The organism is Faecalicatena sp. (genome assembly GCF_058819085.1).
Genome location: NZ_JBZUUL010000037.1, coordinates 1 through 24341, shown reverse-complemented (window position 1 = coordinate 24341; position 24341 = coordinate 1). Strand labels below are relative to the sequence as shown.

Genomic DNA, 24341 nt, shown 5'->3' with positions numbered 1-24341 from the left:
CTATAAAATATCAAATACTAAGTTTACGCTTCCCCGCCAAAGTGGAGGGTCTGCTGTTTTGTCCCGGGTAATCCTGATGCCTGAATCATTGACTGCAAGCGACACCCTGTGTCCGTATGAATCAGACAACACCATCGCCTCATTCAAAACTTCGCTGCACACATCTGACACATTCTTCCGGTTCTCCCCGGTATCCCAGATATTAAGACTAAAAGATACTTTGGAAATATTTCCGTTTTTTGTACTTATGTAGTCCGTTTCAAAATCCCCAAAATCTGCAAGTGGATATTCAGCATCTGTCATGGGACGGCTTTCATAAACTCTTCCTGCAAGCCGAACTGATAAAAAATCCCACAAGCTGTCATGTAGTGCCTGCTCTGCTGTTTTCATCCGGTTACCTCCCGCTCCTTCTTGTGCACTTTTCGTGCTCAATCGTGGTAAAAAAAATTCTCTTCCTGGCCATTTTTCAGTTATAACTATCACATACCGCCCTGATTCATAAAACTGCTTTCAGGTTCGAGTACGTTTTGTGCACACTTATATAATACACACACCCTGCTGTTTTGTCAAGCACACTTTGTGCACTTTTTTATTTACTTTTAAACACGTCTCGTGTATAATACAATTATCAAAGGAAAAGGGTGTGTACAAATGGCGGATTTTGCAAAAGTATTACGTTTATTAAGAAACAAAAAAGGATTCTCGCAGCAGGAGCTTGCAGATTCACTTGGTATTTCCAAGAGTGCAGTTAATATGTATGAGCGCGGAGAACGGCAGCCTAATTTTGAAACGCTGGAGTTGATTGCTGACTATTTTAATGTAGATCTGGACTATTTATTAGGCCGTACCAGCCAGACGGTCCATGCTACAGAGCCGGTTACAATTGCTGCCCATCTCGATACTGAGGATCTGACTCAGGATGAACTAGATGATGTTGCTAACTATATTGCATTTATAAAAAACAAAAGAAATAAGTAAAGTCCTGATTATTGTACATGAGGTTTTGTATAATAAGTAAACAGGAGTTGGTTGAATGAATAAATATGAAAAGTTGTTAGACAAGGCTTATAAAGCCGGAATCGATGTGGATGAGGATTTCCCATTTAACGGAAAGATCTCCGGTCTATATGTGGACGGTAACATCGCTCTGTCAGATAAGCTCGATACCTCCGTGGAAAAGGGCTGCATTATGGTAGAAGAGCTTGGTCATCACTATACTACCAGCGGAAATATTACCGATATGTCCAAAGCAGAGAACAGAAAACAGGAATACCAGGCCAGGCTTTGGGCCTACAATGAGCATATCGGTTTAAAAGGATTGATCGCCGCATATGAACACGGATGCCATAATAGTTACGAGATTGCTGAATATCTTGAGGTTACAGAGGAATTCCTTCAGGAGTGTATCTGCTGTTACCGTGAAAAATATGGCGTTGCCGCCACGATCGACAGCTATTGCATCATGTTCATCCCCCATCTGGCAATCGGAAAAGTTTTAAAATGATCAACTGCCAGACACTATTGTTTCATAAAATGAGAAAATCCGGCTGACTTCTCTTAAGCCGGATTTTCTCATCCTATATCTCCCTATGTATATATCTATGTACTTACTCTTCTCTTAGGATCCCCTGCACTACCCGTTTCGTCCTGGGCAGCCAGAACTGCACGAAAGGACCTGTCAGGAAAACAGCCACAATCGTTCCGACTCCCACTGTCCCTCCAAGCAAAAAGCCCAGCACAACAAAGAAAAGATCACAACCAACTCTGACCCATCTGAATTCCACGGATGCGATCTTATCCGATAAAATGATCGCCACCAGATCATTCGGCCCTGTCCCTGCATTGCTATTGATCACGATGGACATTCCTGCCGATAAAATCACACATCCCAAAACCATGCTGACCACCCGGACCGGCATAGCCGCATCCCCATTGATGTATCCACCGAACATCCATGTGAAAAGATCAATGATCGGTCCACCGCAGAACGCGCACACGACCGTCCCCGGCTTTACATATCCCTTCGTCGCTGCCAGCATGATCACCATCAGAATACACAGCACGATCACATGCACTGTCCCCACAGTCAAATGTACTGTCCGTGACAGGCCCTGTATGAAGACCGTAAAAGTATCCGTCCCCAGTTCCGACAGCAAAAACAGCGTTACTCCTAAATGTGCGATCGTCAGTCCCACCAGCAGTATGACCAGTGCCTTTGCCCAGCCCTTCGCATCTCTCTGCGAAGTATCGGAGGCAAACTGTTCCTTTTTCTTTCCCTTGGCATTCTCCATCTTGATATCCCCCATACAAATTAACATTAGTATAAGTATTATATCTTCCCGGGCATGATTATTCAATCGGTATTCTGGTTTCTGTTTCTAGTTTCTGAACCCCCTTTCTGTTGATCCTCGTTTTTGTTGATCTTCGTTTCCGTTCCGGTCCAAAAGGCAGCTCTCCAAGAACTGTTTTCCCTCATTTTTCATATAATAAAGTGATCATGTTCTCCATTCTATGGTAAAGGAGTTTTTATGAGTATAAAAGGACTTGATGTCAGTGAATTTCAGGGAATCATCGACTGGGAGCGTGTAAAAGCTGCCGGCTACCAGTTTGCCATGATCCGCGCCGGATATGGCTTCGGTACCCTGGATCAGCAGTTTCGAAGAAATGCTTCAGAGTGTAACCGAATCGGGCTCCCCATCGGCGTATATTGGTTCTGCTATGCGCTGACACCGGAAACTGCACGGCAGGAGGCCGATGGCTGTATCAATGCAGTCTCTGGTTACCGCCTGGATTACCCCGTCTGCTATGACATAGAGCAGGCAACCGTCAATTACGCCGCAGAAAATGGCGTTACCGTCACAAGAGACCTTGCTGCCCAATTTGTCCAAAGCTTTTGCAATCGGGTAGAACAAAGAGGATACTTTGCAATGTTTTACAGCAACCGGAACTTTTTGAATAATTATGTTCCGGAAAGTCTGTCTGACCGGTATGCACTCTGGTATGCATACTACAATACGCAATTTGATAACACCAACTGCGGAATGTGGCAGTATACTGCCCAGGGCAGTGTTCCCGGTATCAGCGGAAATGTGGACCTGGATGTCTCATTTGAGAACTATCCTGCTATAATCCGGGATGCAGGGCTGAATCATTTGAACGGCAGTACACCTCCACCGCCGGACCAGGATTATATTACTTATATCGTCCAGCCGGGGGACACTTTAAGCGGGATTGCTTTACGGTATGGAACCACTTACCAGACTCTGGCTTCCCTAAACCAGATTTCTGATCCAAACCTGATCTACCCGGGACAAACGATTCGTGTGCCGGAAGGCGGTGCTCCATCGGCCCGTTATTATACCATCCGGCCTGGCGATACATTGAGTGGGATCGCAGAGCGCTTCGGAACCACAGTCAGCACATTACAGCGGCTAAATGGCATCGAAGATCCGAATTTGATCTATGCCGGAAGCACGATTCGTATTTCATAATAAGAAATTTATAATTTCATAATATTTTTTCGATTTCTTTTATAGATACGACACACTTTATGCACATTTATCTCTTATACTAATACTCAGATAGTTGATAAACAACTATCTCCCCCCTCATAAAGTAAAGACATCTTGGGGAAGCTCAAGATGTCGCACTTTACTCTCATTCCTTTAGATAACTATAAAAACTACAAAAAAACCTCCACTGGAGGTTTTTTTGCACTTATTTAATTAAGTTTGGTGCGATCTCAGGATCATCGACATTACTGGAATCATACCAATAAGCCGGTGTATCCACATCTGTTACCTCTTCACCATTTGCTGCCATCGTCAGAAGGTCAACGGTTACCTGCCCCTGATATCTTGGTGCCTGTGTGACTGCACCATACAGAATTTCATTCTCTACAGCCGTTACGATGGCTGACCCGGAATCAAACCCGCAGCCGATGATCTGACCATCAGCAGTATCCTTTCCAAGCTTCTTGAGGTTTTCATTTGCAATCAGAATTCCTTCTGTCGTCTCCTGATTGGTTCCCATGATCCCGACCAGGTCTTCTTCATTTAATAAAGCGGAGGCCTCTGTTGCACACAATTCGTTGGTTGCCTGTGCCGGAACCCTGACTTCGATTATGACATCTGCGGAGGATTCCTCCCCTGCATCCTTACAATCGGCAACATATTTATCGTTCCCGATGACAGCCGCCTTTTTTCCGTCTGCCTCACACAGCTCTGTCATTTTGTCTATAAATCCCAGGCCTCTCTGGATCACGGATTCGCTGGTTGAATCCTGATTCACTTCCCCAATCCTGACCGGTGCCTTTGCATTTTTAATCTCATCCTTAATGGCATCGTACATATGCTCTGCCGCGATCTCTCCTGCCGCATAGTTATCCGTGGTAGCCGTTGCATAAACGCTGCCCTGTGGTGCATTTGGTATTCCTGAGTTAAAACATACAACAGGGATGTTGGATTCCATAGCCAGCTTAAGCGCATCAAGACATGCATCCTGATCACTTGCCGCAATCCCTATACCGTCCGGGCTGCTGCTGATCGCACTGTTCAACATCTGAACCTGGTCTGCAATATCAGAACTGTTATTCGGGCCATCGCACTGTACGTCTACTCCAAGCACCTTTGCTTCATCCTTTGCCCCCTTTACTGTGGCCTGCCAGAAATCAGAGCTGTAGCTTTTCACAATGACATGGAACTTATACTTTCCCTCTGCTTTCACATCTCCATAAGCGGACTGGCCTGACGCCTGATCCTTTGATGCCTCATCGCCCTTACTGTCAGCTGTCTTCTTCCCCGCCTCTGCATCCGCTTCTTCCTTTTTCCCTCCGCATCCTGCCAGTAGACCTGCGGTCAGCGTCAATCCCAATACGAAAACAAGTAATTTCTTTTTCATAAACGTTTCCTCCTAAACATCTACATCCTTATCGTCAGGTTTCTTGTTGTTTCCATATTTTCTCGCATATTCACCGTAAGTAATGGATCTTGCTGCATTGTAACCTTCTCCCTGGTTCGGATAACGGTATCTCTTTATGTTCTGGTCGTTTGGATAAATAAAACGTGCTCCCGGCTTTAAGATCACTGTTTTAATCTGCGGTGTATTCTCACTCACGATCCGCTCAAACTGGCTGACCAGAAGATCCGGGTCACTTGCCGTATTCGCCCAGTTATCATAGTGGTCAGGAATCAAAACCTTCGCCTTGAGAGTTTCCCCGAGGCGTGCACAGTCATAGGGAGACATTTTGTCTGTAGCGCCAGGAGCATTCATTCCCATATCGAAGATTGCCACGTCAATATCGTAATTATCCCCTACCGCCTTGTATCCATCATGGTACCATGTATCCCCCAGAAACATAATATTACCTGCAGAGGTCTTGAACAAAAAACTCGTGGCACAGTTCTCATAACGGTCCGGCACTGTCCCTTCTCCGGTTTTGATAACAGTCTCATCATAATTCATGCAGAACTCGACCTGGGCACCTGGAACCTTCACGGATTCTCCCACAATGGTGGTGGTGATCCTTTCATCCGGCACCTCAAACGTTTTAAGTTTTTCGACTGTTGTCGGAGGGCCGTAAAACATACAGTCTGTAGTCTGCAGGGCCGCTTTTACCGTATACAGATCGCAGTGGTCCTGATGCTTATGTGTACTAAAAGCGCCGTCCAGACGGCGGAACTTCCAAGGATCGATCAGCTGCGGATTCAGCCTCATCCAATTGATCGTCTCTGCTCCAGCCTGTTTACACACACCGCAGTAATAATATTGTGTATAATGGGACGGTCCTGAGTATACATCGATAAAGAAAATTCCTCCTTCATCTGTCTTGAGTATCCATGAGGGGCCGCCCAGCCACCAGATTGCTACTGTACCTTTCTCCAGCTCAATATCTTCGATTTCCTGATTGAGCAGTGTTCCCCATTCTGGAAAGCAGTCCTCCAGCCAGTCCTGCCTGGTAAGTGCTCTGTTCTGGTTCAAATAATCCCCGGCCAGGATACCTCTTCCATCTGTTCTTTCCACTTTTTCTGCCAAACCAATTCCTCCCTTCGTTTGTGCAATTTGTTTGTCTATAGTTGTATCATACTCATATTTTTGTGCAAAGTCAATACAATCTATATTGATTGTATACCATTTTGTTATTTTGTATATTTTATATTCGAATTCAAGGCAAAAAAAATACGGATTTTGTTCGCTTTCAACAAAATCCGTAAAACCTTCGTTTTCTTTTCTTTTTCTTACAGGTATAAAGACGGAGGCATATTCTCCAACTCATAGAACTTAATTGTCGGCTCGGTGATCAACTTCAGCCCCTTCTCTACATCGCCTTCCTTAAGTGCCTCTATCACCCCGATATGTACATTATACTGACAGTCCGGGTCATCCGCCTCCAGATAACGTGCCGCCTGTAAAAACTCCGACTGAAGCAGCATGGTCTTCTCCATCTTCATCAAAGTCCCGTTCTTCCCTATCCTGCATAATTCGTAGTGAAAGTCCGAGTCTGCCTTGATACGGTTGGCCATATCGTGATTCTTAGCTGCATCAAGACAATTCTGGGCATAAACATACAAACCGTCGTATTCTGCACGGCTCCCAAAATATGCTGCTGCCTTAATTGCAAAGCGATCCAGTACAATCTTTGTCATACCGATCTCCCTGACTCTCTGCTCATCATATGTAGCAACCTCTACATACCGGTTGGGATAAATATTCAAGATCCCCTCACCTGCAAGATCTCGCAGAGCATCCCTGACAGGGGTTCTGCTTACACCGAAGCGCTTCGCGATCTCCGCCTCCGGTACACGATCCCCCGGCTTGATTTCCAGAGAAAGAATCATATCAAATAAATGCTGATAAATCTCTTCCGACATACCGCCGGTAAATTTCCTCGTCAAAGTTATTCTCCTAATCTACAATAAATATTAAAACTATATTACCATTAAACTACTATTTTTGCAATTAAAGGGAAAACAGACCTTTAAAAAAGCGGATATGTTTACTATTTACTCTGCAAAATAATACCCACAGCTATAGATTTTAAGAATTTCATAATAATTTTTCGATTTCTTTAATAGTTACAACATACTTTGGTCACATTTATCTCTTATACTTGTACTTAGATAGTTGATAAACAACTATCTCCCCCCTCATAAAGTAAAGACATCTTGGGGAAACCCAAGGTGTCGCACTTTACTCTCATTCCTTTAGATAACTATAAAGACAACAGAGGCCCGGATAGCCGATACTATCCGGGCCTTCTGCGTGTCTCTGAAACATGATATCTTAAACTCACCTGCCTGTAAACTTTCTATACCTGTCTCATTTTTACATCTACAGCTTCCTTTCGGGCATTGTGATCCTGGTTTTGGTTTTCCGGCTTTTTCTTTTCCGTAATGCTATTGAACTCATTCCGGTTCTTCTGGCTGTTTATTTCCTCCTGCTGTTTCTTATTCATCTGCTCACCTCCATTTTGAAACACCTTTTATTCTCTCCATAAACCCTCCGTTTTATCGCTTTACCTAAAACATAGAATCTAACTTTCCCTGGCTGAAATTTTTTATTATCTCATTTTCTCGTCTTGGATATTTTAAGAATATTCTGAAAATGACGAGCAAAAGGGTCTGACCCTTTTGCTCGCAAAAAAAGAGAACAGGGATTTCACCGCCTGTTCTCTTCAACTTATACTCTTATTAAGATTTCCTTTTACTTTCCAGCCATTCATACAGATCCTGATACACTTGTTTCCGGTCTGTTTCGTTCAGCAGTTCATGTCTGTCTCCTGCATAGAGACGCAGTGTGATATCCTTGATCCCTGCTGCCTTATACTGCTCATAGATCTTCCTAACGCCTTTTCCAAAGTTTCCGGCAGGGTCTTCTGCACCTGCTGCCATTAAGACAGGCAGATTTTTCGGAATCATATAAATACTCTCCTTTTTCTGCATCTGGAGCATACCGCAGAACATATGGTAATAAGCGTTCACAGTAAATACAAATGAACACAGAGGATCCGAAACATATGCATCCAGCTTTTCCGGATCGCTTGTAACCCAGTCAGCCCGGGTCCTTGCTGGTTTAAAAGCTTTATTGTAACTGCCGATGGCTATATTATCGATCAGCTTACTGCGGTAATGCCATCCCTTGAAAGCAGCCAGAATTCTGCAGATCCTCTTTCCCAGTCTCAGAGCCGCACGCTTCTTATCAGCTACAACCCCGATCACGATTGCACCTCCCAGGCCATTCCCATACATCTGGATGTATTGGCGAAGCAGGCAGGAACCCATGCTGTGACCCAGCATAAAATATGGAACATCAGGATACTTCCTGGAAATCCGCTGCCGCAGTGTATGCATGTCCCCAAGCACACAGGCATTGCCATACTTCTGATTAAAATAACCATACTCGGCCTTGCTCTGGACGGACTTTCCATGCCCCAGGTGGTCATTGCCTACTACATAATAACCCTGCTGACACAAAAAATCAGCAAATTCATCATAACGGTCAATATATTCTACCATGCCATGGCTAAGCTGCAGAACCGCTTTTACTTCGCCTTCCGGCTTCCATTCAATTGTATGGATTTCTGTATTACCATCTTTTGATGGGAAGTAAAATTCATCTTTCATGTTATCCTCTACCTGTCCTCTAATTTTATGTATTCACGGTAAGGAGCGAGTGGTTTATATGCAGGACGGATGATCTTATCCACATTCTTAAGCTCTTCCAGTCTGTGAGCGCTCCATCCAACGATACGTGCCGCCGCGAAGATCGGAGTATACAATGCCGGCGGAAGATCAAGCATGCCGTACACGAGTCCGCTGTAAAAGTCTACATTGGCATTAACACCCTTGTACATCTTACGCTTCTCACTGATGATCTCTGGTGCCATATGCTCAACCTTCTCATAAAGAGCATATTCCTCCTCATATCCTTTTTCTGTGGCAAGCTGCTTAACAAACTTCTTGAAAATATCGGCTCTTGGGTCAGAAACAGAATAAATAGCATGACCCATTCCGTAGATCAATCCCTTCTGGTCAAATGCTTTCTTATCCAGCAGATCGGTCAGGTACTGGCGGATCTGATCTTCATCTTTCCAGTCAGTAAGCTTCTTCTTCATATCCTCAAACATCTGTGTCACCTTCACATTGGCACCGCCATGCTTCGGACCTTTCAGTGACGCCATCGCAGCTGCGATCGTGGAATATGTGTCCGTTCCGGAAGATGTAACAACATGTGTGGTGAATGTAGAGTTGTTACCACCGCCGTGATCCATATGGAGCACAAGTGCCATGTCCAGGATCTTTGCCTCCAGCTCTGTATACTTCCGATCTTCACGAAGCATCATCAAAATATTCTCTGCTGTGGATAATTCAGGATAAGGTGCATAAATATACAGATCCTCGCCTCTTCTGTAATTATATGCATGATATCCGTAAACCATTAACATCGGGAACTGGCTGATCAGATTCATGCACTGACGAAGCACATTTGGAATCGATGTGTCATCTGCTTTCTCATCATAAGTATAAAGGTTCAAAATACACCGGGAAATCATATTCATCATGTCTTTACTCGGAGCCTTCATGATGACATCCCGCACAAAATTAGGCGGAAGCATCCGTCTCTCTGCGATCATTCCCTGGAACTCTTTGAGCTGTGCCTCATTGGGAAGGCTTCCAAACAGAAGCAGATATGCTGTCTCCTCAAATCCCGGATGCTTTGCATCCAAAAATCCTTTTACCAGATCTTTAATATTGTAACCGCGATAATAGAGGTTTCCTGCACAAGGAACTTCTTTTCCATCCACGATCTTCGTTGCACACACATCTGAGATGTTCGTAAGTCCGGCTAATACACCTTTACCATTCAAGTCACGCAGGCCGCGTTTCACCTCGTATTTCGTGTAAAGCTCTTTTTCAATTGCATTGTTCTCCTCACATATCCGGGCTAATTCTTCAATCTTTGGAGTGTTTTCAAAAAAGATATTGTCAATGTCTTTAGGTACTCTTGCCATAAAACCTCTCCCTTCCTCTTCTACTAATTCACTTGTCTGACCCTTCTATTATACTAAAAAAGTGGATTTTATACAATGAAATGTCTATTAAATATTTATGAACTGCCATAAAAGAAAGAAATCTCCAGGATACTGTCAGCCTTTCGATTTCTCATATTTATTCAAAAAAAGAAGGAACGCAGTGTTTCTTAACTCACACTGCGTCCCAGATCATTACTCAAAGCTGCAAATTCTTCCAGCGTCAGGGCTTCCCCCCGCACGCTTGAACCTCTGCCGAGACGCTCGATCGCCTCTTCTATCTGTTCTTTTGTAAAATGAAGTTCCGCCGAATTCTTCAGCCCGTTCGCCAGAGTCTTCCTCCTCTGGTTAAAGGACGCCCGGATAATTCTAAACATCAGCTTTTCATCCGCAACCTGTACCGGCGGATTCTCATATGTCTCTAACCGGATGACCGCAGATCCCACCTTGGGACGGGGCATAAAACAGTTCGGTGGAACATTTGCCACAATATAGGGCTTAGCATAGTACTGGACTGCAAGAGACAGCGCACCGTAATCCTTTGTTCCAGGTCCTACCTGCATACGATCGGCTACCTCTTTCTGTACCATTACTGTAATACTTTTCACCGGAACATGGTTCTCAAATAATCCCATAATGATTGGCGTTGTAATATAGTAAGGCAGATTTGCAACCACCTTAATAGGCCTGCCTCCATTTTCGCGCTCTGCCAGTTCTGCAATATCTACTTTTAAGATATCCTCATTGAGTACTCTCACATTCTCAAATCCATCCAGAGTATCCTCCAGAATCGGAATCAGCGCCTTATCAATCTCTACGGCAATCACCTTTCCTGCTGCCTGTGCAAGGTACTGAGTCATCGTCCCGATCCCCGGACCGATCTCAAGGACCATATCCTCAGATGTAATCTCCGCTGAACGGATGATCTTGTCTAATACGTGGGTATCTATTAAAAAGTTCTGTCCAAACTTCTTCTGAAATACGAAATTATACTTTTGTAAAACCGCAATTGTATTCTGTGGATTGCCTAATGTTGGCTCCTTCATAAGTTCCTCCCTGTCTGAATGATTCATTACCATTTCTATCTATCCAGTATAATATACTTTTGTCTTTCCGACAATGTAAAATATAATATCCGGAACAATATCCTGGACATATATGAAATCATTCTATGCCCAAAGGGCATCCCGCAGCTTGTGCCCTGGCGGGCGTATCCGTCCATAAAACCAGTCTGCACAGAAGAAACTCCGCCTGTTTCTAATCCATATGATAGAGCCTTCTTGCATTCTCTTCCGTCTTACTTACCACAGTCTCATAGCTGACACCTTTTAAATCCGCAATCGTCTGAGCTACATAAGTCAGGTTCATAGAAGAGTTCCTCTTTCCACGGTTTGGCACTGGCGCCAGATATGGACAGTCTGTCTCAAGCACGATTGCCTCCAATGGGATATCCGACACCACCTCTTTCAGCTTCTTAGAATTCTTGAAGGTCACAACACCGCCAACTCCAATATAAAAACCCCTCTTTACATATTCCCTGGCCATCTCCACGGAAGAGGAAAAACAATGGATCACTCCGTCCAGCCCGTCTGCATATTCCTTCATGATCTCAAATGTATCCGCGGCCGCTTCCCTGCTGTGTATGATCACAGGAAGACCAAGTTCCCGGGCCAGTCCTAACTGCCTGATAAACCACTCCTTTTGTGTATCATGGCTTTCATTATCCCAATAGTAGTCCAGCCCGATCTCACCGACTGCCACAAATTTATCTTCCTTTAAAATCTCCCTGAGACGTGCAAAATTCTCTTCGTTCAGTTCTCCCACATCATCTGGATGTACCCCTGCAGCCCCATATACGAAAGGATACTTCTTAACGAGCGCACGGATATCCTCCCATGAGGCAATATCGGACCCTACATTTACAATAGTTCCGACCCCTCCCTCATGCATAGAGTTTAATAACTCCTCTCTGTCCTCCTGAAACTGCTCATCATCATAATGCGCATGCGTATCAAATATCATCCTTCTGCCTCCTGTGCATTTTCCTTCTTCTTTACTATTCTCCCCCTGCAAAAGCGGATATTCGCAGTCCGCTTCACTGCTTCCTTGTTGGAAGCAGATCACGGCGCTTCCAAAATCACGCTCCCTTTCCTTATAAAACAATATCGTCGATCTTCTGAAATCCATCCATCGTATAAGACTCAACCGTATTCCCTGCGATCAGGTAGAATGTATCTCCTGAATATATCCCGCGTCCCTCTGAATATCCGTTCAGCTCCCTGTCAAATATGCATTCAAAGCCTTTCTTTTCATCATAGGAGAAGAGGTAATATTCCTGACCCTTTCCATATGCAGAAAATCCGATCAGGTTTTGGTCAGTATCGATCAGTGCTGCTTTGTAATTATAAGATACATTCGTAGAATAAATATCCTCGAGCACATACTTCTGGACCTCTTTTACATCTTTTGGATCAGAGATATCGAACATAGACAGCTTTACACCATTCGTTGTCGTGCCCGTCTCATCCACATCCATCCCTATCCCAAGCAGCTGTCCGTCACCATATGGGTGCAGATACTCGGAGAATCCTGGGATCTTAAGTTCCCCCATCACTTTAGGCTTCTTTGGGTCGGAAAGGTCAATTGAGAAGAGTGGGTCTACCTGTTTATAAGTTACAATATACCCGGTATCTCCCATAAACCTGGCAGAATATACCTGCTCATCCTTTGCCATGCCTTCGATTCTGCTTAATTCATCCAGCTTATCATCCAGAATGTATAATGTGTTGCTGTCCTTAGGTGCTGTGTCTCCGAGCTTTGCAACATCATCCATGATTACGATCGGGAATGCACCTCCTCCAGTCGGGCTCACGGTTGTGACCAGACGAAGATTCCCCTCATATTCATCAATACTGAACGAATCATTCAGGATACCATCGATCCGTGTCTGTCCCACAGCATCCAGCTTTCCATCTTTATACGCAACCTTCCTGATGCAGGTCTGGGTTACATCAGAATCATTGGAATCATAATATGCTTCACAGGCGTAGATATTTTTATTGCTCACATAGATCAGTCCCGCACTGCCGAAAACTGCTTTACTGTCCGTTTTCTCGCCAGGATCCTTTAAAGAAAAGGATGAGACTACCGTATACTGGTTCCCTCGGGCATAGACCGGAAGAAGGATATTTCCGCTGTCCAGCATCTTTCCGTTAACTTCAGGGATATAGGCGCCGGTATCCTTCCTTGCTGCCTGCACATCTGCATAAAAATTACTGAACAGATAGATATAGTCCCCGCTCTGGCGCATCGTATAGAAGTTCCCGCTCTGCGTGATACTTCCTGCCTGTTTCGGTTTTCTCGGATCACTGACATCATAGGTCTGTGCAACTGTATACTGCTTATAAATACCGTCATATCCATTCTGCCCATCTTCGTATTCAGACTTTGTATAAACAACGACCATACTGTTATCCTTAACGAAAAGCTCGGAAATAAACTGGTCATCATCCAGACGGATTGTGGAGAGCTGCTCCATTTCCTTGTTTTGAATATCTACGATCTGAATCTTCTGCCCGTTTAAAATATACAGATGCTTTCCATCTGTCTTAACGATATCCCCCTCACCGACACCTTCCTGTCGGATATTCGTATCAGAATAGGAGGAACCTGTATCAGCCGCCGTACTGTCACTTTTTGCAGACTGCTCCGCACCAGACGCATTCAAAGCAGCCTTTTCTGAACTACTTTCGGGAATTGCACCGTCATCGGTCTTCCCGCTCTCATAGCTTCTGGCCATAGCCTCCTGGCTCTTCTTCTCAGCCTCGATATACTGATATACCTCATCATAATCCTTTGCCGACGCAATCCGGCTCTCCTTTACTGCCTTTTTTCCTCCAGTTTGTCCGGCTTCTTTCGTCGATGCAGTATCCATCTTCTGCTTCTGGCCGCTTTGTCCGCCAATCACTGCAATTCCAATAATAAGAACACAGCATGCTGCTGCCGCTGCCATTGTATACAGAGGCTTCCACCTGTACTTTTTCCCGTTTCTCTTACCCGCCCTTGCTTCCAACATCTTTTCGATGTTCTCCGGTTTTAAGGAGTCCGGGACTTCCAGTTTTTCGGTCTCCAATGCTGCCCTTTCCTTTAATGTCTTTTCAAACTGTTCCTCTGTTGCCTGCGATTCTTTCTGTTCTCCCTTTTGTCTGTTATCTGACCCAACCAAACTCATATCTTACACTCCTTTCTCCAAAACCCGCCGCATCTTCTCCAGTGCGCGTGTCTTCTTCGATCGGACAGTCGCCGGCTTCTGTTCCAGGATATTGCCTATCTCATCACTTTGATAGCCCCCGAATACAGAAAACGCCACGATCATACGCTCTTCATCACTCAATAAAAGGAATGCCTGACGTACGTCATGATCCCCGGCATAATCCTTTTCTTCTACTGCCATATCCGGCTCAAGTTCTTCAGATGGCTTTGCATCTCTGAACCTCTTCCTGCACTGGTTACTTAAAATCCGAAAAATCCAGCTTCTGAAAGATTCCTCCTTCTTAAGGCTGCCTATATTCTCATAGGCAGCAATCACAGCCTCGCTCACTGCATCCTCCGCATCCTGCGGATGCTTCAGCGTATACAATGCAAACTTATATAATTCCACATAAATACGGGCATACAGCTCTGAAAAAGCCTTCACATCTCCCTTATGTGCACGCCTGATCAATGCCAGCTCCGAACTATGCTCATAATCATACATCTGCACCCCTCCTCTCCTGTTAGATAAGCTATGTCACCTTTATATATAAGAGTATAAATCCACTTGTTTTGTTGCATCAAAATTATTTTTTTCATGAGAAACAGCCGCTTTGTGTGCGGTCAACATTTCTTAGTTCCTTCTATCCTGCTTTTGAAAAGAAGCGCACCGGTTGCCCGATGCGCTCTTATGCGGTCTCTATCCTATATTTCCCTGCATTATCCTCTGTAGTAGTTGATCAGACATCCCTTTAAGATAATCTCGCGTTCCGCATCTGTCAGTTCCCCGAGGCGGAAGCTGACTTCTATTAAACTGTCTCCAACCACATAAGCCTTCACAGTATCAGATTTCTCCTCAACTGCGGCCCTTATGTCAGGAACAAAGATATAATCTCCATTCTTAAAGGAGAGATGTTCATGATCCTCATCTGTCAGGAACGGCAGCATTCCCCAGTTAATCAGATTGGACCGGTAGCGTTTTGTTGCATACTCATTGGCGATATTTGCCCAGCCGCCAAGCACTCTCTGGCAGGACGCGGCCTGCTCACGTGCAGAACCATCTCCCGGCTTCACAGCGAAGATTGTACTTCCTACCCCAATATTCCCCGCTCCGGCCTCCGGGAATTTCTCCTGGATCTTAGCCATCACCGGTTTTAACTCTTCCAGAGCATCCAGCGGACAGGTTCCTGCTTCAATCGCCTTCTGTGCTGCCTGTACTTCTTTTGCACGCCCTACATATGCAGGATCCTTTCTGGAAAGTGCAAATTCAGCAAGTCCAAGCGGATTAGAACGATAAGAGGATGTCTCACCGGACGGGATCAGTTCATCCGTTGTGGTAACCGGGTCGTGGATCTCAGAGACCACTTTAAGGACCAGATTCTGCGGCAGTGCAGACATAGCCGGCCAGTCCTTGATATTTGGTCCGAATTTGATCTCAACACTAGGATCAGCAACTCCTTTGCTGTCAAAGACACGGTTTTCATAAATACTCTTGTCAAAATGGTATTTCTGCCCTGTATATTCCACATCCATTGCCGTAGCTGATGTTAAGAATCCCTTGTTTGCAGCTGTAGCAGCGATGGAACGGGCATCCATCAGTGCAACAGAGGCGATCTGAGAGTTCTGAAGCTTAGATCCCTCACGGTTCGGGAAGTTCCTTGTAGAATGACGGATAGAAAATGCATTGTTGGCAGGAGTATCACCTGCACCAAAGCAAGGTCCGCAGAACGCTGTCTTAACGATCGTTCCTGCTGCCATCAGATCAGCAACCGCACCATTCTTCACCAGCTCCATATAGATCGGAGTACTTGCCGGATACACACTGAATGTGAACTCATCATGTCCGATATTTCTTCCCTTGATAATATCCGCGGCAGCACAGATATTTTCAAATCCACCGCCTGCACATCCTGCGATGATTCCCTGTTCTACATAAAATTTACCATCTACGATCTTATCCTGAAGAGAATAATCCACAGCGCCATCCAGGCTCACAAGAGCCTTCTTCTCAACATCATGCAGAATATCCTCCAGATTTGCATTCAACTCATCGATCGTATATACATTGCTTGGATGGAACGGCATTGCGATCATAGGCTTGATCTCACTCAAGTTCACATAAACCATTCCGTCATAATAAGTAACAGCTCCCGGGTTCAGCTCTTTATACTCCTCGCTTCTTCCATGGATATCATAAAATTCCCGGATCTTCTCATCTGTTCTCCAGATAGAGGACAGACATGTAGTCTCCGTTGTCATAACATCGATGCCGATACGGAAATCCGCACTCAGCCTGCTGACACCCGGACCTACGAATTCCATCACTTTATTGTTAACATAGCCATTTCCAAATGTCGCACCAATGATCGCAAGTGCAACATCCTGAGGTCCTACCCCCTTCATAGGCTCTCCGTCAAGATATATACCGATCACACCCGGCATCTTGATATCATAAGTCTTATTTAAAAGCTGTTTTACAAGCTCCGGTCCGCCTTCGCCCATAGCCATCGTTCCCAACGCACCATAGCGGGTATGGCTGTCAGAGCCAAGGATCATCTTACCGCCTCCTGCAAGCATCTCACGCGCAAACTGGTGGATAACTGCCTGATGAGGCGGAACATAGACGCCACCGTACTTTTTCGCACAAGTCAGTCCAAACATGTGGTCATCTTCATTGATCGTACCACCTACTGCACACAAGCTATTATGGCAGTTCGTCAGCACATAAGGAACCGGAAACTTCTCAAGCCCTGATGCCCTGGCTGTCTGAATGATTCCGACAAATGTAATATCATGGGAAGTCAGCTTATCAAACTTAATCCTCAGCCGTTCCATATCAGATGAAGTATTGTGCGCTTTTAAAATCCCATAGGCAATCGTATTCTTAGCTGCCTCTTCTTTTGTAGAAGGAACCTGTACATTGCCTGTATCTTCAACTATCTCGGTGCCATTTAACAGATAAACACCATTCTCATATAGCTTTATCATGAAATACCCTCCTAAACCTTCTGTTTTAAATCGTTACTGTTTATCATTTTAGCATGATAAAGAATGGATGTAAATAAGCGGACTTACAAAAAAAGTCAGCAAAAAAGACAGCATCCGGTAAGATACTGCCTTCTGATCCGATTTATAAGTTTCTAATCAAGCAGTCTTACACTGCCCTGAATACTAATTTGCCTCTCTCATAATCTTGATCACTTCCAAGTCTGTCTCTCCTATGGAAATGATATCCTCTTTCTGCAGCAAGATCGGCTTCTGAATCCTTTTCCCATTCAAATATGTATGATTCTTAGAGCCTTCATCTCTCAGGTACAGCTTATCCTTGCTTCTGACGATCGAACAGTGGACCTTCGACACTTTTCTGTCATCCGGCAGCGGAAGGAATTCCTCAAAGGCAACTTCCTTCGTAGTCCTGCCTATGCCAACAGCATCATAGAAAATAAAATCATGACGCTCTCCAGTATCCGTATTCTCCAGAATGATCTTCCAACGCCGCTTTCTGCCGCCCGAAGAAGGTGCTTCCCCGGATACCTGCTTTTTGCGCTTCTTGACCGGGCGCTCTTCATAATCATCCTCTTCTATCTCATCATCTATCTCGTCTTCATCATCAAGCTCATAACTCTTATAATCTTTTCGTTCCTTAACAATTGTCACGATCGTAGCAATGATGGTGACCAAAATTAAAACTGCCAGGGCAATCAGAATAATCCAGTACATCATTTGTTAATCAACTCCTTCAAGAGTTTATAGTACTATATTTTCCCGGTCGAAGCAAGCAAATGTAGCCTTTTTGTCATACTTATTTAATTTATTTGTCATATTTAATTAATTACTGGAGTGTCATATCCCTTCTCCATTAAAACTTTCCAAAACTTAATCTTCATATTCGCAGATATATCCCAGCTTTCCTGTATAAGCAGGCTCTGCTGCAAGCATATCATCCGGCACATCATTCCAGACAAATCTTTTTTCCCCGTCAAAGAAAAAAAGATCCATATATCTTTCTTCCAGATCCCCATCCTGAAAGCTAGGCTCACCCTTCATCCACTCATCAGAACACCAGCTGCTGTCTGAATTCAATTTTTCACCAAACAGCCTGTTATCCTCGTTCACCCAATAATAATCCTTTGACTGGCTGTCACGCCGGCCGCCAATCCGAAAATAAATGTTCGTCATCTTCTGCCGGCTGATCTCTTTTCTGACTGCCTCATATTCCTTAGAACTGTTGATCCTTGCCAGATATCCGCCTCTATTAATACAATCTGCAAAAGCTTCCTGCCACGTTACATCGCTGATGATCAATTCATATCTATGGATTTTCGTATCATCTGTCGGTGCAGAAGCATCATATGTACTGCTTTCGCTGCCCTGCGGCTGGTCATTTGAGTCTGAATTCTGGGTGTTCCCCTTAGAATCGTCATTCTCTTTCTCTGCCGCGCTGCCCTTGGAACCGTCTTCTTTGAGACTGCCGTCTCCGGTACTGTCACTGTTTGTACTGTCATTTGGCTTCGCATCCGTCCCTTGAGTTTTCCCATCATCTTTCGCCGCCGCATTTCCTTTGACCTCATCGCTTCCACTCTGCGAAGAGTCACCCGGCTTTGCATTCTCTGTCTTTGCCTGAGTCTTCTGCTCCTTGTTATCCAGAAAATATTTTCCGGCTCCCAGCCCTGCTCCGATACCGATCACAAAAGCAAGACAAATTGCTGCAATAATAACCACCTTTACATTCTTATGATTCCTTGACTTTTTCAACCCCTTATTCCTCCTCTTACTTCGTTATCCACATTACAGTATACTTATCCACAATAGTTATCTTCTGTTATCCAGCAGATCCGCTACCATTCGCTTGAGATCCTCCACCTGCTTCTCCAAAACAGCTTTCTCCGCAGCTTCCTTTTTCAGCCGTTCCACTTCCCGTCTGGCCTCCAAAACCTCCTTCTTAACATATTCCAGAGCCTCACGAGTTCTCTCCTCGGTTTCTTTGGCCTTTTCTGCATTTATCCGCTCCTGCTCGGCCTTTGTACGCTCCTGCTCGGCTTTATACTCTGCGGCTTTGGCCTCCTCTTCTTCCTGCTTAGCCCTCTTAGTCCATTCCTCAACTTCCTTCTTTAAAGCATCCAGCTGTTCCTGCTGCTCTTCAATCATATACTGTACCGTATTCCTGTCCAGTTCAAGCAATTCCTCTGAAAACATATCCATCACTCCCTCGATGTTCCTGCAGATTGTATATACTTCTCCGTACATCTCCCGAAAAGTAGGATATTTGTCTATAATTTCCATGATCCGTCCGGGACTGTCATCGCTCAAGAAGCTCAACCATGCATCTAATTTAGTTTCTATACTTTCATTTTGCTTGTGTTCTTTATAAATGTCAAGTGGGATTAAAATGTAATCTTGAAGCATATCTAATTTTAGCCCTGTATCAAACACCTGCCTCGCCCTGTGAATATATTGGCTGCCAGCCTCATGAAATTCAACAGTGCTCTTCTCGAAAAATACAATTGTATATACCGTTTTCATATCCCGATAATTGAACTTCTTATTCTTCAACCCTTTCATTCTCTTATACTGCCGCAATAACAAATCTGCCGAATAGCATGCTCCGCGCTGTCCGGGAAATGCATAACCGATCTTCTGTATCTCAATATCTGCCAGGCTGCCATCCGCCAGCTCTACCAAAATATCAGTGACTAACAATGTACTCTCATCAGCAATGCGCACAGAATCATTTGGCAAGACCTGCTTGATATGTACTTCCTGTTCAAGCAATAAGGACAAAAGTTCCTCCAGCCGTTCTGGGTGGATCTCAGGACTTAGTATCTCCTTGAAAAAGGAATCATATGTCATCTTAACCCCTCTGGCTCCAGTACAGAAATCTATAATTTCATCTTTTAATTCTTGTGGAAAAGATGCAAATTGATAGGAACAGACCGGATTCCCGTAAATATCATCCAATACCTCCTCTCTGGTCCGAATCTGTGGAAAATAATCTTTTAACTTTTTGTGCATAGGCACTGCTCCTTTCTCTTACGTTCTGTTTTTCCTGCCTGTTTCTCTTGTCTAACCTTTTTCATTCACGGAATCTGTTTCGAATCTGAAACGCCGAAAAATGAGAACTCTTGCGGCTGTGATATGGCTGAAACGCCTGCCGTTTGATGTTCTCAGAATACCATAGATTTTCATGTGATACAAATAAAAAAACTATAAAGAAAAAACAGGAATCTCTGATTCTAAGATTCCTGTTTTTAGAACTTCCTACAATTATTTAACTTCTATAAATACAATATAATATCTAAAAAACTATTATAATCTCTTTAATAACTTTTCTCTTTCTTCTTCAAATCCTGGTTTACCCAGAAGTGCGAACATATTCTTCTTATAGCTTTCTACGCCTGGCTGATTAAATGGATTAACGCCGAGTAAATATCCACTAACGCCGCATGCAAATTCGAAGAAATAGAACAACTGTCCCAGATAGAATTCATTCTGCTCCGGAATTGTCACCATCAGGTTCGGCACACTGCCGTCTGTATGGGCAAGGATCGTTCCGTTCATTGCACTCTTATTTATAAAGTCTACGGTCTTGCCTTTCAGGTAATTCAGTCCGTCAAGGTCAACCGTCTCTTCGCCTATCACGATCTCTGCCGGTGAAGTCTCTACATTCAGAACCGTCTCAAACATAATTCTGCTGCCATCCTGAATGAACTGCCCCATGGAGTGCAGATCGGTCGTCAAATCTACTGATGCCGGGAGGATACCCCGCTGGTCTTTACCTTCGCTTTCTCCATAAAGCTGTTTCCACCATTCAGACACATAATGCAGGCTTGGCTCGTAATTCGCTACGATCTCAACCGCCTTTCCTTTTCTAAGCAGAATGTTGCGGGCTGCCGCATACTGCATTGCCCCATTCTCTGCAAAATCATTCTCCAATGCTTCTTTTCTTCCTGCTGCCGCACCTTCCATCAGCTTAGCGATATCAGCACCGCTGACTGCGATCGGAAGAAGGCCTACTGCCGTAAGTACTGAAAAACGTCCGCCAACATCGTCCGGTACTACGAAAGTTTCATATCCTTCTTCTGTTGCAAGATTCTTCAAAGCTCCTTTGGCTTTATCGGTCGTAGCATAGATTCTCTTTGCTGCTCCCTCTTTTCCATATTTCTTTTCCAAAATTTCTTTAAATACACGGAAGGCAATGGCTGGTTCGGTTGTCGTACCGGATTTGGAAATCATGTTAATGGAAAAATCTCTGTCGCCTACAACGTCCATCAGATCCTTTATGTACTTACTGCTGATGCTGTTGCCCACATAGTAAATCTCCGGGGACTTTCTAACGTCTTTACTTACGACATTGGCAAATGAATGTCCAAGGAACTCAATTGCAGCTCTTGCTCCCAGATAAGAACCGCCAATTCCGATAACCAACAATACCTCAGAATCCTCACGAATCTTCTCTGCCGCTTTCTGAATGCGTGCAAATTCTTCTTTATCATAATCAACCGGAAGATCGATCCATCCAAGGAAATCATTTCCTGCCCCTGTCTTTGCAACAAGCTTGTCCTTCGCCTGTGCAGCCAGTTCGCTCATATATTCCATCTCATGTTCCTGAATAAAACTACCTGCTCTCGAATAATCAAATGTAACTTTATTAGCCATTGTTCATCCTTCCTCTCTAAACGTTTTTTACAAACTAATTCTACCAAATATGCAAATCTTAATCAAGCTAAAAACTCCTCTAATATCTGGCGAATTGCCTCCTCTTTTAGTGCAGGCTGCTCATCCTCCTCCAACTTTTCCTTTACTGTGCGTCTGATCACCTGTCTTGCGGCCTCGCCTTTTTCTACTCTGCGCGGCTCACCCTCTATATTAATGGACAATTCCTGTTCCTCCCGCTGTGTGGCTGTCCTTGCTGCCCCAGCGTTCTCCGGACTGATTACATCTATGTTTTCCTTTTCCGTCTGTTTCACCTTTTTATAACGGTGTGCACAGACATTTTCAAGGTAATCGACTATATAAATCTTTGCTGCATTCATTTTGTATGGTTCGTCAGATAATTGTCTGATCACGAACAGAGCCATCATTTCGGCAGCACCTGCTGCTAGATATTGGAACATTCCTTCACAGAATCCATGTGCAAGATAATGTCCGCCTGCTCCAAGTAAGGCCAGGATCCCTGAAAACCAAATTGCTTGTAACTCTACCTGTCTCCAGGTGTGTACCCGGAAAATAAATCCGCGGTATTCATATATGTATTTCTCTACAAATGCTCCTACATTTTCCACCTTATCGTGTATCATACATGCGTGTTCATATTTTGCCCGCACAAGTTTCATCAGTTTGTGTGTACTCTTTGACATATTGCCTGCCGCTTTTACCATACGACGAAGGGTAAGATGATTTACTATTTTTGCAACTACCCCAATGACGCCTACCGCAATCATTAAATAGAGAATAATGTTTGTGTCGGCTGCTACGTTTTTAAACATAATTAGACCTCCTGTTTTTGGTTGTGCCACAACTACCATTTTTTTGGTGTGAGCCTATTATAGCCCAACTTTTCTGGACTTGCCTCAAAAACCGTTCTACATAATTCGCCACATCAAAGTATTTTTAACTTCAGCCAGGAATATCCTGAAGTTAAGAAACATAGAATGGAATAGTGTCATTAATCCTTAAATTTAACAAAATACTCCAAATCCATCCAAGCACTTCCCCTTCAGAAAACTACTGTCACTTTATTGGAAAATGACTCGAAAAATGACATACGAAATTAAGCTGGCATTTATGATTTTCTTTTGATATAATGCTAATAGTTTTTAAACAACAAAAAAAGGAGGATTTTATCATGGAATACAAACCACAAGGCGTCTGTTCCAGAATGATAAATTTTGAAATTGAAAATAATAAAGTACGAAATGTCGCATTTGTTGGTGGATGCAGCGGGAATCTCCAGGGAATCTCCCGCCTTATCGACGGTATGGATGTAGATGAGGCCATTTCCAAAATAGAAGGAATTAAATGTGGTTTCAAAAAAACTTCCTGCCCGGACCAACTGGCAGAGGCATTAAAAAAAGCAACCGGAAAATAATCCGATTGCTTTTTTTATATAAATCTCCATGAACCAATATTAATTTGAGTGCCCGTCCTTGAGCAATTGAAGCAGCTGCCGATGTAATACATTTTAAAAAAATTTGTGGTGTTTTCTCGGTACAGGTCTTTTCTATAATCAAAATTTGTTAATAGTTTCTCCTGTTATGTAATTACAATATCGGCAGCTACTTCAATTGCTCAAGAAAGAGGCGAGGCTACGGATGAAAATAGTTGTTATCTAGTCGATCCAGATTCCGTCGGTGAGGGAAGTTGCCTCTTCATATGGATAGTCAGCTTTCATACCTGCAAAATGCGAAGCATGTACTCGATAATAATAACCGCTATCTACTGATAGTAGTTTACTAGTAGCAACATAATATGTATTATGATCTTCTACTTGCCAGCTATCTATTTGCCCCCATTTATCAGTTTTTGGGTTAAACCTATCCACATAAATTATTGCAGATATATAATCAACGGACTCCTGATTTGATGTCGTTGATGCATAAACATAAATTTTCCCCCGACCAGCTTTTGTTATAGATGATTCTCCATCCATAAGATATTTCCCACGGGTACTAATTTCTGAATGTGTTGTCCCTTTAGAACTGTCTTTTATTGTCAGATATGAACCATCAAATCTTTCAAGTTCATTATCTGAAGCTTTAACTTCCAAATTAGAAAATGTTATCATTCCAATTAATGTAATTGCAATACACATTATTGATAAAATTTTATCTTTAGTTGTTTTCATAACTAAGTCCCCTTTTTACCTTACATTAAGTTAACAATTTGAACCCAAAAAACTTACGTCATTTTTAATTAAATTTTAAATCCTTTAGTATTTTTATAATTTCTGCCTTTTCCATTATGCCTTTTAGTTGATAATTTACATCATGATATTCAAAATTCGCAATATACCGTTTCTTTTTGGAATCCTTTACTATATACTCTTTTACTTCTATCTCCTGGT

General features: G+C 43.6%; 24 protein-coding genes. 4 read left to right on the top strand and 20 right to left on the bottom strand.

The window, feature by feature from the left end; translation table 11 throughout:
• Positions 1–390 (bottom strand): gp17 family tail completion protein, encoded by a 390-nt coding sequence (locus tag AC4OGX_RS17110; RefSeq protein ID WP_493331867.1) that lies wholly within the window; start codon positions 388–390, stop codon positions 1–3.
• 261 nt (positions 391–651) lie between these two features.
• Here AC4OGX_RS17110 and AC4OGX_RS17105 point away from each other — a divergent pair, with 261 nt between their 5' ends.
• Both AC4OGX_RS17105 and AC4OGX_RS17100 read left to right on the top strand, forming a co-directional pair.
• Positions 652–978 (top strand): helix-turn-helix domain-containing protein, encoded by a 327-nt coding sequence (locus tag AC4OGX_RS17105; RefSeq protein ID WP_493331866.1) that lies wholly within the window; start codon positions 652–654, stop codon positions 976–978.
• Between the two features lie 55 nt (positions 979–1033).
• Entirely contained in the window at positions 1034–1504 is a 471-nt protein-coding gene (locus AC4OGX_RS17100) for an ImmA/IrrE family metallo-endopeptidase (protein ID WP_493331865.1), read from the top strand.
• A gap of 103 nt (positions 1505–1607) precedes the next feature.
• On the opposite strand, the gene AC4OGX_RS17095 is transcribed toward AC4OGX_RS17100, so the two are convergent.
• On the bottom strand, positions 1608–2291 hold the full coding sequence (locus tag AC4OGX_RS17095) for a YczE/YyaS/YitT family protein (protein ID WP_493331864.1): 684 nt from the start codon (positions 2289–2291) through the stop codon (positions 1608–1610).
• 237 nt (positions 2292–2528) lie between these two features.
• On the opposite strand from AC4OGX_RS17095, the gene AC4OGX_RS17090 reads away from it, so the two are divergent.
• Positions 2529–3491: a LysM peptidoglycan-binding domain-containing protein gene (locus AC4OGX_RS17090; RefSeq protein WP_493331863.1), complete on the top strand. Its 963-nt coding sequence runs from the start codon at positions 2529–2531 to the stop codon at positions 3489–3491.
• Positions 3492–3717: 226 nt separating this feature from the next.
• On the opposite strand, the gene AC4OGX_RS17085 is transcribed toward AC4OGX_RS17090, so the two are convergent.
• The 16 genes from AC4OGX_RS17085 to AC4OGX_RS17010 all read right to left on the bottom strand — a co-directional run bounded on the left by AC4OGX_RS17085 (position 3718) and on the right by AC4OGX_RS17010 (position 22764).
• The gene (locus AC4OGX_RS17085; protein WP_493331862.1) at positions 3718–4899 is read right to left on the bottom strand and encodes a substrate-binding domain-containing protein; all 1182 of its coding nucleotides are present in this window, start codon (positions 4897–4899) and stop codon (positions 3718–3720) included.
• A 12-nt stretch (positions 4900–4911) separates the two neighbouring features.
• Positions 4912–6033, bottom strand: a complete 1122-nt coding sequence (locus tag AC4OGX_RS17080; RefSeq protein WP_493331861.1) for an MBL fold metallo-hydrolase — start codon at positions 6031–6033, stop codon at positions 4912–4914.
• Positions 6034–6236: 203 nt separating this feature from the next.
• Positions 6237–6893 carry a GntR family transcriptional regulator gene (locus AC4OGX_RS17075; protein WP_493331860.1) on the bottom strand — a complete coding sequence of 219 codons (657 nt, stop codon included), beginning with the start codon at positions 6891–6893 and terminating at the stop codon, positions 6237–6239.
• Positions 6894–7306: 413 nt separating this feature from the next.
• Positions 7307–7453 carry a hypothetical protein gene (locus AC4OGX_RS17070; protein WP_493331859.1) on the bottom strand — a complete coding sequence of 49 codons (147 nt, stop codon included), beginning with the start codon at positions 7451–7453 and terminating at the stop codon, positions 7307–7309.
• 235 nt (positions 7454–7688) lie between these two features.
• A complete protein-coding gene (locus tag AC4OGX_RS17065; protein ID WP_493331858.1) occupies positions 7689–8621 on the bottom strand; it encodes an alpha/beta fold hydrolase in 933 nt (310 codons plus the stop codon).
• 8 nt (positions 8622–8629) lie between these two features.
• The gene (locus AC4OGX_RS17060) at positions 8630–10009 is read right to left on the bottom strand and encodes a citrate/2-methylcitrate synthase (RefSeq protein WP_493331857.1); all 1380 of its coding nucleotides are present in this window, start codon (positions 10007–10009) and stop codon (positions 8630–8632) included.
• Positions 10010–10197: 188 nt separating this feature from the next.
• On the bottom strand, positions 10198–11073 hold the full coding sequence (gene rsmA / locus AC4OGX_RS17055; protein WP_493331856.1) for a 16S rRNA (adenine(1518)-N(6)/adenine(1519)-N(6))-dimethyltransferase RsmA: 876 nt from the start codon (positions 11071–11073) through the stop codon (positions 10198–10200).
• Between the two features lie 211 nt (positions 11074–11284).
• Positions 11285–12049, bottom strand: coding sequence for a TatD family hydrolase (locus tag AC4OGX_RS17050; protein ID WP_493331945.1), 765 nt, complete (start codon positions 12047–12049; stop codon positions 11285–11287).
• A 130-nt stretch (positions 12050–12179) separates the two neighbouring features.
• Entirely contained in the window at positions 12180–14258 is a 2079-nt protein-coding gene (locus AC4OGX_RS17045) for a beta-propeller domain-containing protein (RefSeq protein ID WP_493331855.1), read from the bottom strand.
• Between the two features lie 3 nt (positions 14259–14261).
• Positions 14262–14783 carry an RNA polymerase sigma factor gene (locus AC4OGX_RS17040; RefSeq protein ID WP_493331854.1) on the bottom strand — a complete coding sequence of 174 codons (522 nt, stop codon included), beginning with the start codon at positions 14781–14783 and terminating at the stop codon, positions 14262–14264.
• 215 nt (positions 14784–14998) lie between these two features.
• Positions 14999–17266 (bottom strand): hydratase, encoded by a 2268-nt coding sequence (locus AC4OGX_RS17035; RefSeq protein WP_493331853.1) that lies wholly within the window; start codon positions 17264–17266, stop codon positions 14999–15001.
• A 183-nt stretch (positions 17267–17449) separates the two neighbouring features.
• Positions 17450–18001: an FHA domain-containing protein gene (locus tag AC4OGX_RS17030; protein ID WP_493331852.1), complete on the bottom strand. Its 552-nt coding sequence runs from the start codon at positions 17999–18001 to the stop codon at positions 17450–17452.
• A gap of 153 nt (positions 18002–18154) precedes the next feature.
• Positions 18155–19033 (bottom strand): C-type lectin domain-containing protein, encoded by an 879-nt coding sequence (locus AC4OGX_RS17025; RefSeq protein ID WP_493331851.1) that lies wholly within the window; start codon positions 19031–19033, stop codon positions 18155–18157.
• Positions 19034–19090: 57 nt separating this feature from the next.
• Positions 19091–20290, bottom strand: coding sequence for a PD-(D/E)XK nuclease family transposase (locus AC4OGX_RS17020; protein WP_493331850.1), 1200 nt, complete (start codon positions 20288–20290; stop codon positions 19091–19093).
• 294 nt (positions 20291–20584) lie between these two features.
• The gene (locus AC4OGX_RS17015; RefSeq protein ID WP_493331849.1) at positions 20585–21934 is read right to left on the bottom strand and encodes a glucose-6-phosphate isomerase; all 1350 of its coding nucleotides are present in this window, start codon (positions 21932–21934) and stop codon (positions 20585–20587) included.
• A gap of 62 nt (positions 21935–21996) precedes the next feature.
• On the bottom strand, positions 21997–22764 hold the full coding sequence (locus AC4OGX_RS17010; RefSeq protein WP_493331848.1) for a hypothetical protein: 768 nt from the start codon (positions 22762–22764) through the stop codon (positions 21997–21999).
• 359 nt (positions 22765–23123) lie between these two features.
• Here AC4OGX_RS17010 and AC4OGX_RS17005 point away from each other — a divergent pair, with 359 nt between their 5' ends.
• Complete coding sequence (locus AC4OGX_RS17005; RefSeq protein WP_493331847.1) at positions 23124–23366, top strand: TIGR03905 family TSCPD domain-containing protein; 243 nt, start codon at positions 23124–23126, stop codon at positions 23364–23366.
• Positions 23367–23606: 240 nt separating this feature from the next.
• Here AC4OGX_RS17005 and AC4OGX_RS17000 read toward each other — a convergent pair whose 3' ends face one another.
• Both AC4OGX_RS17000 and AC4OGX_RS16995 read right to left on the bottom strand, forming a co-directional pair.
• Positions 23607–24122 carry a hypothetical protein gene (locus AC4OGX_RS17000; protein ID WP_493331846.1) on the bottom strand — a complete coding sequence of 172 codons (516 nt, stop codon included), beginning with the start codon at positions 24120–24122 and terminating at the stop codon, positions 23607–23609.
• A gap of 64 nt (positions 24123–24186) precedes the next feature.
• On the bottom strand, positions 24187–24315 hold the full coding sequence (locus AC4OGX_RS16995; RefSeq protein ID WP_493331944.1) for a DUF4367 domain-containing protein: 129 nt from the start codon (positions 24313–24315) through the stop codon (positions 24187–24189).
• Positions 24316–24341 lie beyond the last annotated feature (26 nt).

What these genes read in the sequence shown, in the direction of transcription:
- AC4OGX_RS17110 (WP_493331867.1), bottom strand. Translation starts at nt 390, where the DNA reads ATGAAAACAGCAGAGCAGGCACTACATGACAGCTTGTGGGATTTTTTA.
- AC4OGX_RS17105 (WP_493331866.1), top strand. Translation starts at nt 652, where the DNA reads ATGGCGGATTTTGCAAAAGTATTACGTTTATTAAGAAACAAAAAAGGA.
- AC4OGX_RS17100 (WP_493331865.1), top strand. Translation starts at nt 1,034, where the DNA reads ATGAATAAATATGAAAAGTTGTTAGACAAGGCTTATAAAGCCGGAATC.
- AC4OGX_RS17095 (WP_493331864.1), bottom strand. Translation starts at nt 2,291, where the DNA reads ATGGAGAATGCCAAGGGAAAGAAAAAGGAACAGTTTGCCTCCGATACT.
- AC4OGX_RS17090 (WP_493331863.1), top strand. Translation starts at nt 2,529, where the DNA reads ATGAGTATAAAAGGACTTGATGTCAGTGAATTTCAGGGAATCATCGAC.
- AC4OGX_RS17085 (WP_493331862.1), bottom strand. Translation starts at nt 4,899, where the DNA reads ATGAAAAAGAAATTACTTGTTTTCGTATTGGGATTGACGCTGACCGCA.
- AC4OGX_RS17070 (WP_493331859.1), bottom strand. Translation starts at nt 7,453, where the DNA reads ATGAATAAGAAACAGCAGGAGGAAATAAACAGCCAGAAGAACCGGAAT.
- AC4OGX_RS17065 (WP_493331858.1), bottom strand. Translation starts at nt 8,621, where the DNA reads ATGAAAGATGAATTTTACTTCCCATCAAAAGATGGTAATACAGAAATC.
- AC4OGX_RS17060 (WP_493331857.1), bottom strand. Translation starts at nt 10,009, where the DNA reads ATGGCAAGAGTACCTAAAGACATTGACAATATCTTTTTTGAAAACACT.
- rsmA (WP_493331856.1), bottom strand. Translation starts at nt 11,073, where the DNA reads ATGAAGGAGCCAACATTAGGCAATCCACAGAATACAATTGCGGTTTTA.
- AC4OGX_RS17050 (WP_493331945.1), bottom strand. Translation starts at nt 12,049, where the DNA reads ATGATATTTGATACGCATGCGCATTATGATGATGAGCAGTTTCAGGAG.
- AC4OGX_RS17045 (WP_493331855.1), bottom strand. Translation starts at nt 14,258, where the DNA reads ATGAGTTTGGTTGGGTCAGATAACAGACAAAAGGGAGAACAGAAAGAA.
- AC4OGX_RS17040 (WP_493331854.1), bottom strand. Translation starts at nt 14,783, where the DNA reads ATGTATGATTATGAGCATAGTTCGGAGCTGGCATTGATCAGGCGTGCA.
- AC4OGX_RS17035 (WP_493331853.1), bottom strand. Translation starts at nt 17,266, where the DNA reads ATGATAAAGCTATATGAGAATGGTGTTTATCTGTTAAATGGCACCGAG.
- AC4OGX_RS17030 (WP_493331852.1), bottom strand. Translation starts at nt 18,001, where the DNA reads ATGATGTACTGGATTATTCTGATTGCCCTGGCAGTTTTAATTTTGGTC.
- AC4OGX_RS17020 (WP_493331850.1), bottom strand. Translation starts at nt 20,290, where the DNA reads ATGCACAAAAAGTTAAAAGATTATTTTCCACAGATTCGGACCAGAGAG.
- AC4OGX_RS17015 (WP_493331849.1), bottom strand. Translation starts at nt 21,934, where the DNA reads ATGGCTAATAAAGTTACATTTGATTATTCGAGAGCAGGTAGTTTTATT.
- AC4OGX_RS17010 (WP_493331848.1), bottom strand. Translation starts at nt 22,764, where the DNA reads ATGTTTAAAAACGTAGCAGCCGACACAAACATTATTCTCTATTTAATG.
- AC4OGX_RS17005 (WP_493331847.1), top strand. Translation starts at nt 23,124, where the DNA reads ATGGAATACAAACCACAAGGCGTCTGTTCCAGAATGATAAATTTTGAA.
- AC4OGX_RS17000 (WP_493331846.1), bottom strand. Translation starts at nt 24,122, where the DNA reads ATGAAAACAACTAAAGATAAAATTTTATCAATAATGTGTATTGCAATT.